This is a genomic window from Sulfuricella sp., assembly GCF_035531155.1.
Taxonomy (GTDB): Bacteria; Pseudomonadota; Gammaproteobacteria; order Burkholderiales; family Sulfuricellaceae; genus Sulfuricella.
In genome coordinates this window covers 1-11657 of the sequence record NZ_DATKTK010000068.1, presented here as the reverse complement: position 1 = coordinate 11657, position 11657 = coordinate 1, and the positions used below count along the sequence as shown (strand labels likewise).

Annotated in this window: 7 protein-coding genes; 5 read left to right on the top strand and 2 right to left on the bottom strand. The window is 59.4% G+C overall.

Annotated features, from left to right (window positions below; translation table 11 throughout):
* Positions 1-397: 397 nt before the first annotated feature.
* Complete coding sequence (locus VMV64_RS15850) at positions 398-1348, bottom strand: DUF4238 domain-containing protein (protein WP_325332077.1); 951 nt, start codon at positions 1346-1348, stop codon at positions 398-400.
* A 259-nt stretch (positions 1349-1607) separates the two neighbouring features.
* Here VMV64_RS15850 and VMV64_RS15845 point away from each other — a divergent pair, with 259 nt between their 5' ends.
* The 4 genes from VMV64_RS15845 (at position 1608) to VMV64_RS15830 (ending at position 7098) form a co-directional block, all read left to right on the top strand.
* Positions 1608-2603: a PIN domain-containing protein gene (locus VMV64_RS15845; RefSeq protein WP_325332075.1), complete on the top strand. Its 996-nt coding sequence runs from the start codon at positions 1608-1610 to the stop codon at positions 2601-2603.
* 3 nt (positions 2604-2606) lie between these two features.
* A complete protein-coding gene (locus VMV64_RS15840) occupies positions 2607-4991 on the top strand; it encodes a hypothetical protein (RefSeq protein ID WP_325332073.1) in 2385 nt (794 codons plus the stop codon).
* Positions 4992-5116: 125 nt separating this feature from the next.
* Positions 5117-5809, top strand: a complete 693-nt coding sequence (locus tag VMV64_RS15835) for a hypothetical protein (RefSeq protein ID WP_325332071.1) — start codon at positions 5117-5119, stop codon at positions 5807-5809.
* Positions 5810-6039: 230 nt separating this feature from the next.
* Positions 6040-7098: a hypothetical protein gene (locus tag VMV64_RS15830; protein ID WP_325332069.1), complete on the top strand. Its 1059-nt coding sequence runs from the start codon at positions 6040-6042 to the stop codon at positions 7096-7098.
* Here the strand turns inward: VMV64_RS15830 and VMV64_RS15825 are convergent.
* On the bottom strand, positions 7091-10927 hold the full coding sequence (locus tag VMV64_RS15825; protein WP_325332067.1) for a hypothetical protein: 3837 nt from the start codon (positions 10925-10927) through the stop codon (positions 7091-7093). The genes VMV64_RS15830 and VMV64_RS15825 overlap by 8 nt on opposite strands.
* Positions 10928-11081: 154 nt before the next feature.
* Here VMV64_RS15825 and VMV64_RS15820 point away from each other — a divergent pair, with 154 nt between their 5' ends.
* Positions 11082-11255: a hypothetical protein gene (locus VMV64_RS15820; protein ID WP_325332065.1), complete on the top strand. Its 174-nt coding sequence runs from the start codon at positions 11082-11084 to the stop codon at positions 11253-11255.
* Positions 11256-11657 lie beyond the last annotated feature (402 nt).

Sequence of the window (11657 nt, the reverse complement as noted above, 5' to 3'; positions counted from 1 at the left end):
ATCGAACTGCCGGATTCTGTGGGCAAGGGCGCGAAGAAAAAAGCGAAGAAGTAGCGTGTGCGCGCTGACTGGAATCACGTCCAATTATTGCCATTATTGACGCGTCATTTGTCCCTGCGGCGGCTCGAATCACTTTGCGGGGAGCAAACTAAGTGTACTCGACTAGGTTGTGCAGTGCATCCAAGGCGCGACCTCCGAAAATTCGCCGAGTTGACTGTTCCAATATGACCATTTTGTCGTCCGGCAGGGTTGTCGTTGTGCCGGACCGCTGTTCGGCCAGTGCCGCCGTTGACTCCACGGTACGCTGGGGTCCGGTGTCAATTCCTAATCGGTCGTTTGCGCGCCAAGCCTCTGTCGAGGAATTCCTGGGCAGTCATTGCATCGCATTGCCGGCAGCCTAAGCCGGCTGTTTCTCGTTCTCCTTTTTGTATTGCGAGTACCGATCCATGAAGTTCCGATCGAAGTACGTCTTCCGATCCGGCCCGACATAGGGGATCGTCTTCTTCGGCGCGTACACCTGCCCGAACGATCCAAGGATCATCTTCGAGTTTGCCATCGCCACAATCTCTGTAGGGACGGTCATCACTCGATCCTCGCCTTCAAACTCACCCACGAGCGCTAGGTGTTGCGTAAGCGGGAATAGCACTTCCGTCTCCGGGACGCCGAAGCCTGGACTATTTCGAAAGAGGAGGGGCACTTCCTCTGGCTTGTTATACGTGAGCATGACCGGCCGATCGGCCGTAACAAAGCATCCATTCCCGTCGTCCGTTATGTAGAGCGACCACTTCCGCGCATCGAGGGCGCGGAGGACGGAATCGTGAACCTTGAACTCGACGCCGATATGGTGCTCGTTCTTGAAGGCGATGTCGTACTCATCCTCCTTGTAGAACTTCACCATGTCCTCATACGACACCGCTGCATCAACGCCGTAGCCGGCCTTCTTCATGGCCTCTTGCTGCGAGTCCCATCGCTCTTTCGTTTCGAGCGACAGTCCGATGATTCGCTTGAAGACCTTTTGTTGCTGGATGCGCCAATGCTCGCGCATCTGAGGAGATCGAACGGCGAGGAGTGCGATGAGGTTGAGGACCGCATTCCGATCGATTTCTTCGAATTTCTTACTTGCGACTATATTGCGAATCGCTGCCGCTACTTCGCTTTCGAAACCCGAGAGCATCCCTTCCAAAGCATCGGGCTTGAATCCGGGTAACTCTACGCGGTTGAAGTCACGGACTCCGGCGACGTTGCGTGGGTTCGTCTCGAAAAAAACATCGTTCTCAAGATTGGCGACCGTGACCCGACACTTCTTTCCAGCGCCCACGGAGAAACCCCGCAAATAGCATTGCGGCATGTAATGGTGGTGCCGCGCCTCGGTAGCCATGATCGAAGGAGCGAAGTGTACATTTATACAACATGGGAAGGAAGCGGCGCTATCAACACGTCCGCAAGCTGCACAGACGGACTCTCTTTCGAATCGACCTGAGTCACTTCTGACAGCTTGAGCGGAAACGCAAACTTCGCGGAACGCGCCCGGAACATGCAGTACCCGCTCGAATGGCGCACAATCGAGATATCTATGACAGCGCGCGCACTCGTCGCCGATCCTGCCAATGCCGTCCACACCGATACCAGTTTTCTGGGACACGTCCGCCATTCGGGAGGCGGGTCTTCACGATCCGGATTGCCAGAAACTGCTCAAGTACTCAAAGTCCACCGATGTGAAGCTCTTCGTTTCTCATATCGCCTGGCAGGAACTTAGAACTCAGTTCCTCCAGTCGGCGTGGTCCGATGTGCTGAAACTGCAGCGACAGTTCGATGCTGTGCAACGCCGACAGCCGGCAAGTCTGATCCTGCAGGGGCTGCGTTCACCCGTCATGGAACTATGGGATGAACCGGAGATTCAAACGCGATCGCATGAAGCGATGGCGGAGTTCGCACTCGAAAATCGCATCACCGTTGTTCCAATGAGCGCGGATCACGCAGACAGGGCGTGGCATCGGTACTTTGAGGCCAACTTGCCGTTCAACCGTGAAGTCACGGACCGCGAAAAGCGCAGGAAAGACATTCCCGATTCCTGGATCCTCGAAGCGGCCATCGACGTAAAGCGGGATCACGCGGGCTTGATCGCCGTGTGCAATGACGGAAACCTTGCCGTGGCGCTGGAGAAAGTTCTGGCCATACGCGTGTTTCGAACGGTCGCAGAACTCGTGGAGCATCTTGACGAAGCGGTGTCGTCCGTCAAAACGGTCAAATCCGTGAAAACCCGGGATTCGGCTTACGTTCAGCCAACGGAAGGAACGGTCCAGGCGGATGGTCCGTTGGCTGCGGTCTTTACCGAAGCAGAATCTCAGTTTCGGACCGTAGCGACCAAGGTGATCGGGCTGGTTTCATACCTCGGCTCCCCCACGAAGGACCAGCTCTACGCCTTGCTGGTGCGATCGGGCATCCCGCTCGCCGTCGCGAAAAACGTCGCCGAGCAACTGGCGCTCGCAACTATCATTCAGGATACCGGACATCATTACATCCCGGGCAACAAGGAAGCCGGCGCTCAGGCGACAGCCGCAGTGGAGCCGGAGATCATCCGGCTGGTGATGGGTGACGATTAAGCCATGGATTTCAATCTTCGCCTAAAAGCGCTCAGCCGTCTGGCGACATCCGAGACGGACGCCGCGGCAGATGCATTGAAAAAAGCACTCCAAAAAGCGCTGACCTCCCTGCATGAGGACACTGAATACGACTTGCTCGAGCAATCCCTCTCGGTGCTCGAAGCCATAGCGCATCGCTTCAGTGATGTCGTGGCGGCTGAAATTATCGCGTTCATCGCAGCGATCAAAACACGTCAAATTACCTACGATGCAAAACTTGCGGCGTTTGCCGCAGAGGTTGCGAAATATCAGAATGCTTCCACGCTCGCCATTCGCGCCATTGAAGTTCTACTATGCGTACGGTACTTGGCGACCCAGACTGTTACGCAAGCACTTCTCAAGTTGTCAATCGACGACGACACCAGCATTCGCAAGGAGGCCGTTGATGGATTGAAGAAAGTCGCCGCCTACAATCTGGATGTCTTCTATGGCCACGATCGACAAGGCGGAATCGGTGGATGGCCGCAAAAGCAGGTCATGGACTTGTTGTCGAGCCTAGGCGATGACGAACTGATAGGATTCCAGCATGCGGTGCTTGAAGTCGCTGATAGTCTCTTGTCGCCCACAATCGAAGGCACGCGCTGGAGTTCCACGGCTGTCACCATTTTCCACGGCGCCGCCCCGGCAGACGGCGGCGTGGCTGATATTCGCGGCGGCACGATCCAGCTCCTGAAACGCCTGTACGCGCTGCTGAAGGGAACGCCGCGTAAGCTTTCAGTGATCACCGTTCTCAACAGCGCGACGCGACAGCACCGCATTCCAAACGGTGGCGAGGATGTGGCCGCCATGATTACCGGGAACACTCAGGAGGTCCTTGCCTTCTACAAGAGCTTGGTGGGCACGGCCGACTTTCCGGTTGTCCAGAAAATTGAAGACCTCTCGTACTGGGTGTACTACCACGCCCCCAATGACCACGTTAAAGCTGACGCGCTGGCAATTGAGCAGGCAATTGCAGCCAATGCAGAGTACCAAATCTACAAGATGTTGATCGGGTTCGAGGGCATCTTTCTGAGTTGGGAGGAGTTGCGCAAGAATGACAGCTATTCGGAGGAAACGGACAAGTTCCGGCGAGAAAAAGCCACCGAATTTGCAAATAGCATCACCGCTGACAATTTCCAGACGTGGCGCGCACGCATACTTTCCTACGCCAAGACGGAATCCGAAGATCTAGCGACGTTCCCGAACTTCTACTACTTCCTCGAGACCTTCGCCACAGCCCAGCCCACGCTTGCGTTGCAGCTTCTCTCCGAGGATTCAAGGGAGATCGCCGGCTTTCACATTCCCCTTCTGCGCGGCCTTTGGAACGGTCCGAAACAACCGGCGCTTCGAGAGATTCTGGACTCCTGGATTGCAGCAGGAAAATACCTCTATGCAAGCACCAAGCAGTTCCTCGATTGTCCGACCCTGGATCGGGCGCTGGTGAAGCGCCTGCTAGGCCGCGCCGCAGAACTGAATGACCTAAACACTGTCGCGTTGGTCATGTCCGTCGCAGCCTCTAACTACCACGACGACGACTCCATCATTCGTGAGCTGTTCCTGCCCGCGCTCGAAATACTCACCGAACGCGGGAATCCACAGTGGATTTTTGACATGTGGTTCCGGCGCGAAGCGCGTGCAGTCATCTCGAAGCTGGATGATCAGGGCACGGAGCTGATACTTCGCAACATGATGCTTCTGGAAAAGATTGACCACCAGGCCGAGGAACTCCTTTACCTGATCGCACAACGGATGCCCCAGAAGGTGCTCGCATTCCTATGCCAGCGTCTTGCGGCTGATGAATCCGGCGAGAAGCGGAAGACCTACGACGCGATTCCCTACCGGCTGCACAAGCTCGATAAACCGTTGGCCGCAATTCCAAGAGAAGCTGTGCGCATAGTACGGGCGCAGTACGATGGCAACTACGGGATGTTCGTTTTTCGGGGTGCCCACCTGCTTAAGACCATATTCCCGCAGTTCTCCCCGGAATTCGAATGCGAACTGCTCAGCCTAGTGGACGAAGGTGGCAACGAAAACCTTGAGTTTGTTCTGGCTGTCCTAAGGAATTACGAGGGACAACTGTTTGTTCACAACCTATGCAAAGCGATCGTGAAAAGAGTTTCCGAGGATTCGCGGTATCGCAACGAGGTGTCGGTCGCCCTCCAGAATACCGGCGTTGTCAGCGGCGCTTATGGATTTGCCGAGGCATACGAGCGCAAAAAAGCGGAGATGCAGGACTGGCTGAACGATTCAAGCGATAAGGTCAAGGAATTTGCAGCCTGGTACATCAACGGCCTGGACGCGATGATCGTGGCGGATCGCCAGCGCGCGGACGAGGAGATCGCGCTTCGCAAGCAGCGCTATGATGAATAGCGGGCAACCGATCGCGCGGCGGGAGCGAGACCCCCAGCTATGGGCATGAATTAACCAGGACGTAAGCCAATATGAGATGTACGAGCTGCGGCAGCATTCTGCGGAAGACTGATCGCAGAGAAGAGATGGCAGATCTGGAAGAGGACGCTACCGACGGGCAGCAAGCGGACTACTTTGCAGCGGAGCTCTCAGGCGATCATGGGGCCTGGAACATTGCCATCGTCGAATATCATTGCCCTAAGTGCGACCTTTGGATCGAAGTGCAGCAAGAGGCACTGGCGGACTATAGAGAATTCATTTTGGGGTGGCATCAGAAAGCCAGCGAAGAAGACGATTATTTTTCGCGGTTTGTTTTCGAGTATCTCGCGTTCATTGCGCACCTGAAGAACAATCTTTTCTTTGGTGCTACGAGCGATAGGAATGTGATTCAATCGCTAAAGCGCGATCCGATGCGACAGGGGCGGTACGCGGAGCGCGTAAAAAGCGACAAGCACTTGTTGGGCGTAGTGCAGCAATTGCTCGAAGAATTGAAGGAGCGTCCGCTCCATAACAGCTCACTTGATCTGGACTACCCCGAGATTGACAGATGGTGGAACAGCAGTGCCCCGCACCCGAGCACGGACGAGACGTTGCCAAGCGGACTTATCCGATCGGTAGATGATTGGGAGAACTTAGTGGAATTCTGGTACAGCGTAAGGAACAATCTCTTTCACGGTGGAAAGAGCCCAAATGTAAAGCGAGATTGTTTTCTAGTAGAACACGCATTTAAGACTTTAAAGGTCTTTATGGACGAGGAGCTCAGGGATTTCTCCAAATAGGCTCAGCAAGCTCTACCTCATGTTGATTTTCACTGAAAGCTGATCCCAGCAAAAGCGCTCAAGGATACCCACCACCGAAAGAATCCTTTAACCTTGCAACCGGACTTCCTGCCGAATGATTGGTACTGCTACAGGGGGCAGGTCACATTCTACGAGGTCAATCAAGTGTTCCCCGGGGCCCACGCCGTCAAATGCCCAGCATCCACACCCTAAACGCCCGCGGGAACGTCATGCTCCCGGCAATGCGGGAGTACTTCTCATGGTCGGACGCCCGCACCTTCCGGGAGATCCAGCGATTCCACAGCGACTGCCTCGTCATCCTGCAAGCAAAGGGCATTCGCTACGAGGAGCTGAGATCGGCGCTGACCCCCCAGCCCGGCAAGCAGGAGGCGGCGTTCCTGTTCGATGAACACCGGTGCGACCCCGAGCGCATTCCCGGTGTAGATGCCGCCGACGCCTTATTCAAGTTGCTGCCCGGGAAGACCACGCACAGCGTTCTGGGCGGCGAGCTGGTGGACGACAAGGATGAGATCGCCCGCAGGCTGCTTGGGGAGACTGCCGTGATCGCCAAAGACCTGGCCTTCAAGCACCCCTGCTTCTGCTACGTCCTCTACGTGAACAACCTCTCCGAGGAGGCGCTGAAAGCCCTCCACACGGGCTTGCAGGCGCATCCGGGCTATCTAGGCTATGTGCCCTGCACGTATGCCAGTCTGGCCAAGACCTTCGTCGCCCTGCATCTGGTGAACCTGGCGATCAAGCACGCGGGCATCGTGATCCTCGGCCACGAGGACGACCGCGACAACCGCGAGAACTGCAACCTGCAGCTGCACGACTACACCGCGCTCGGCCTGCAGATCCGGAGCCTTCAGTCGATGTACTTCAGCGCCTTCCTGTCCTACAAACCGGAACGCATGCTGCTGCAGGACTCGGACGACGACCTGGAGATCGCGCTGAGGGCGATGTCGGACGCGGTCGCCCCGCTCGGCGAATTCACCGTCGTGATCGAGGACGACAAGTTCGACAAGTATCTGAGAACGAAGAAGCTGGGCAAGCTGCAGAACGCCGGCCTGGCGCAGCTGACCAAGACGGAACTGGAAGCCGCGATTGGCGCCAAGATGCGGTCGAACTATCTTTACAACATCGACTGGCGGGACGAGCCCGACTACCAAGGCAGCTTCTTCAACATCATGCTGGAATTCCCTCGTGCGGGCAGCTACCCCGAACGGATGACGGCTGCCCTGGAGTACAAGGTGGCGACGAAGGTGCTTCGGCTGGTTACACTCACCTAGCCCCGCGGCCGTTCAGGCAGGGCTGGCTGGCTCCGAGGCGCGCCGGTTCGGCATCGACGATGCCACGCGGTGCGGCGGCGGATCGCAGCCAAGCGTCCAAAGTGTCGATCTGCACAAAGCGCGTGGGTACCTCATACGGAGGAAACCGCAGCCAAAAGTGCATGTCCTTGGATACGTAAAGCTCCGTCAGTGAGAACGGCTTGTCAGCGGGCGCCGGCCAGCCCAGCAAGGTGCGAAGCGTGTCCGACTTCTGGGTAAGAAAGTCGCGCCGCCGCTCAATCTTCCGCAGTTGGCCGAGCTCGCTGCCGCCCCCGAAAATCCGATCCCGCAGTCTGCGTGTGTCCTTCAGACAGAAGGCCGGCTGGTTGTACTTGCACTCGGCCGTGAGCCACTGGTTCTCCTCCGGCCGGTACGCCAGTACGTCGAAGTCACCCACGTCTGGAAACTGCTGCTTTGGAAACTGGTCCCGGAAGTCGATGCCCTTGATGGCGTAAGGCATGGCGCGGGCACAGACTTCGTGCGCGCGGTCCTCGAGGCCATCTTCAAGTTCTTTCTTGAGTTGACCGACCGCCGCGCGCACCGCCGGCCAGGGGTAGTCGGCCGGCAGGTAGCCTGCCGAGATCGATCCGGTCCAGATGCGCTTCGCCCGCCCCACCGCCGCCGCCCCCCACAGCACGCGGCCGTCCGGCAGCTCGATCAGTGGCCGGATGGTGTGGCGGCTACCGCGCTTGGAATGCTCCCAGACCGGGACATCGTCTTCAACGACATCCTTGCCGATCAGGCGCCAAGCTTGGTCGGGCGCGAGCAGGAGGAACTCGATCACTGCCAATGCGGCGTCCGGCGGCAGGTCGGGGTGGGCGGCCACTGCTCGATCCGCCATGGTTTGCCTTTCGCTGGCATAGCCGCAAGCCAGTACCTCCGCGCCGCCGGCCGACACCCATAGGATGAGTGTGGAAAGTACTTGCAGCATGTGTGAGTAGGTGAATCGAAGGTCTTTCGCGAAGGCCGCGTCCAGCACCGCCATGTACGCCTGCATCGACAGCGCCGTGGTGACCTTGTCTTCCTCCGCAACGTTGACGCCCAACCGCAGGGCCGCCATCTCTCGCCCGAACACTTCTTCCTGCGCGTCACGCGCCTCCGAGTAGAAGACTTCCGGGACGTACTGTTCGTCAACACGCAGGCCGCCCACGTCGATGCCGTTGTGCAGCACATCGCTGGCGCCGTACAGAACGAACAGCCAGTCGACCATCGCCTGGATGGAAAGGACCGTCTCGGCACGCACCGGCGAAGCCTGGGGCGAGGTCAAAACCAGCGCGCTTTCCAGCAGGTACCGGTAGTTCCTGCTCTCGCGGACAAACTTCTCGTGGGCTTCGGCCAGGGATTGCTCCCGGTTGTAGTCGACCTCGTGGCGAAGGCTCTGCTTGATCCGCAACTCGTCCCGGTCATAGGAAGCGGTCAACGCGTCGTATTGCTCGACGCAATACCGCAGCAGGCTTTCGCGATCCAGCTCGCGAATGCGCTGGTGTACCGCGTCCCGGTAAGCCGCGCGGGCCGGGTTGATCAGCGTCTTGGCGGCCTCAAGCGTGTACGTTCCCGGGGCCACGCCTTGCGCTTTCAGCAGGATGGCCAGGTCACGCCGGGCCACCTTGTAGTCCTCGGGCTTCGGCACTTGCGGCTGGGTGAAGTCCGGCACGTCCACCATGCGCCGCATGCGGTTGAGAGTGAATCGCGGCGGCCGGCCGGCCGTGCCCGCCAGGGCTTCGCGCAACTCCGTCGGCATCGGGCCGCCCAGCGCCGCGAACAGGCGCTCGACGACCGCCATTGCGCAGGCGACCTCGAAACGCGCATCTTCAGCATCCTCCAGGTCTTGCGCCAGCTTCGCCAGATTGACCGTGAGCCGGGCCTGGTAGCTGCGCGCGTCGCCGCGCGGTGTCTCGTCCCATGCCGTGATGAGGGGCATGGCCACCGCGTGTTGAGTTTGTTCATCCCCGGCGGACGCCAGTAGGTGGGTCGCACTGAAGCAATGCAGATTGACCCGCCGAAAGGGAAGCTGCAGAAACGGCGAAATGATCGACGCCCGTTCGGCGATGCTGTCGGCGGCGCAATGCACGAAGAGTTCAACCAGCGAGCCATCCCGCGGTTCCAGACCAACCGCGTCGACATCGAGGATGAAGTGCAGGGTGCATGTCCCGATCGCCGACGACCATGCGAGTTTGGGAGCATTCTTGGCAGTGACCCGTGTCAACGAACTTACGCCCTTGCGCTCATGTGTCTCCCAAGCGCTGTCCTCGTCCGGGAAGAAGAGCGGCGCCTGATTCCAGAACGCCTTGAGCTGACCGTAGCGCCAGGACGCCCCCCAGTGGGGGTCCAAGCCCAGGAAGTTCGGGACCACCGCGCCTTCAACGATCTGGGCGTGGACGTCACGAAACGACCCGAACAGATCACCCAGGTCGCTGAACGGACTGCCGCCAAATTCGCCCAGGCCGTCCACGTACTTCCAGAACCGCGCCAGTTCATCCACCGATTCAATCGAATCAAAGATCGTGCACGCATCCACCAGGCTCATCAGGCGCGCGTCGGCACTTGGCCGCTTGATCATCGAAGGGCCGGTGGAAATCGGTGTGTTCACCAGGATGATTTTCACGGCGGCGGGCCCAGGCACCGCGCCTTGCGCATCGCGAAGCTGGACGCCGTCGGAGGTCCCGACGACCTGGAAGCCCCAGTCCGCTTCCCGCATGACACGGCGCATCGCGGTCACGGCCTTGCCGGCCTCGGCCAGCTGGCCGGGCGGCACGGGCACCACCAGGAAGTAGTGCGGACCGTCGACAAGGACGGCCGCGATGGCCAAGGGCACGCGCTCGCCGCGCGACCGCAGCTGCAGCGGTCCGGTCAGGCATGAGCGGCCCTCGATCCGCCTCGCCAGGAAGGCACCCAATCGCGCTGCGACCCGGGCCGGAGCATCGAGCGCAGCCTTGGCCCAGGCGTCGATCACGACCGTTGTCGCGTTGCGCAGGGACAGGGCACGGAGCGACCCGTCGATCCGGGCCGCCAGCCAAGGCAGCGCCGCGCCGGTCATCACCGCGTCGCCGAAGCCGCTCGCATCCTTCCAGGAGGCGGGTTGTCCTAACTCAGCGACGTATTCAGCCCGAAGCTGCTCGGCCGCCGGCAGCTGCGTCAAGGCCGGCATGACGACTTCCCAAAAGGACGCGGGCGGCACCTCGATGTGTCCGGGATTCGATTCGTCCGCTTGATCGCCCCCATTCCGTGGCACCTGCCGCAGAAGCTCGCCCTGCAACCGGATCGCGCGCTCCAGATCGGCCACGGCCTGGGTGCCCTTCCCATGGCAGATGCGGAATGCTTCCATGTGGTCGACGATGCGCTGCACGGGGCCACCGTGCAGGATGGCGACCGGCTCCTGCCCGAGGAGGACCTTCACCTCGCCCCAATCTGCCTCCGGCACGTAGTCCTCGAGCATGGGAAAGTCCGGCAAGGCGTCGATCAGTGCGCCGCAGAACCCCGCGAAATCCTCGTAGTTGGTCATGCGGGCGGGCGTGAAACTGTCGGCCGGCGTGGACACCAGCAGGCTGAAGGCCAGCTGGTGCTTGACCTGGCTCGCGCGATTCGATTGCCAGAGGTCGGAGATGTTGACCGCCGTGAGCGCGTCACCAGGATGGAACCGCGTGAGGACCGCGCGCACCCGGCCGCAGGATGTCTGAAAGGCCTGCTCAAACATCTTCCGCCGTTCGTCCATGGCCCGCTGCATTTCGACAGGCAGCTGCGGCTTCATGGCCGGCGCGCGAAACGGCTTCTTGCGCTTCTTCTTTCCCATTCGCCTTCTCCCTTGTGACCCGGTCCGGCCGGACGAAATAGCCCTGCAGACCGTGGTCTTGGGAGATTCTCCCAGATTCCGCTGTGCCGAGTTCAAGCATGGGGAGCTGCCGTGTGTTCCATGAACTCTCAGCTTTAACCAGATCGAGAGCGCCATGATCTCTGACGGAAGCGCACAAGAAATTCCTGAGCCACTGCTACTCGGCGATCAAGCCTGTCGCTGCACAGCGGCACAACGCGGACAACGATTCGAAGTGGACGATCGACTGACGCAGATCGAGAGGAGTACGCGCGATTACGATGACGCGTGCGGTCGGGCCTATGTCTGATCGGCCGCTTGCACTGGAGAACGTGGAACGTACACATTGTGGTCTTGATACGGTTGGCTGCTAGCGCGGGACTGAGTTTCTTGGACAAGTTGATCTAGGTCGACGTGCCGTGCGTGTCTTTCTTCCTGTGGGTGATGACGATGCCGGAAGGCACCATGCAAATGGCCGCAAGGCGTCGCCTCGTTCGCCGTGGTCATCTTGGTGGCCTTAGCGACCATCCTGTACAAGCCCAAGGTGCGCGTTGCGCAGTAGACACGTCCGCTTTCGGGTCGGGAGCTCGCGTTCGTTTCTCAGTGAAGCAGACGTACGAGCCAGCTGACCAGTTGCCTTGCTCACCAACGACTGCTTGCCGCTCCATTGCCGACTGGTTCCAGTGGTCGCATCAACGGCAGGACTGGCCGA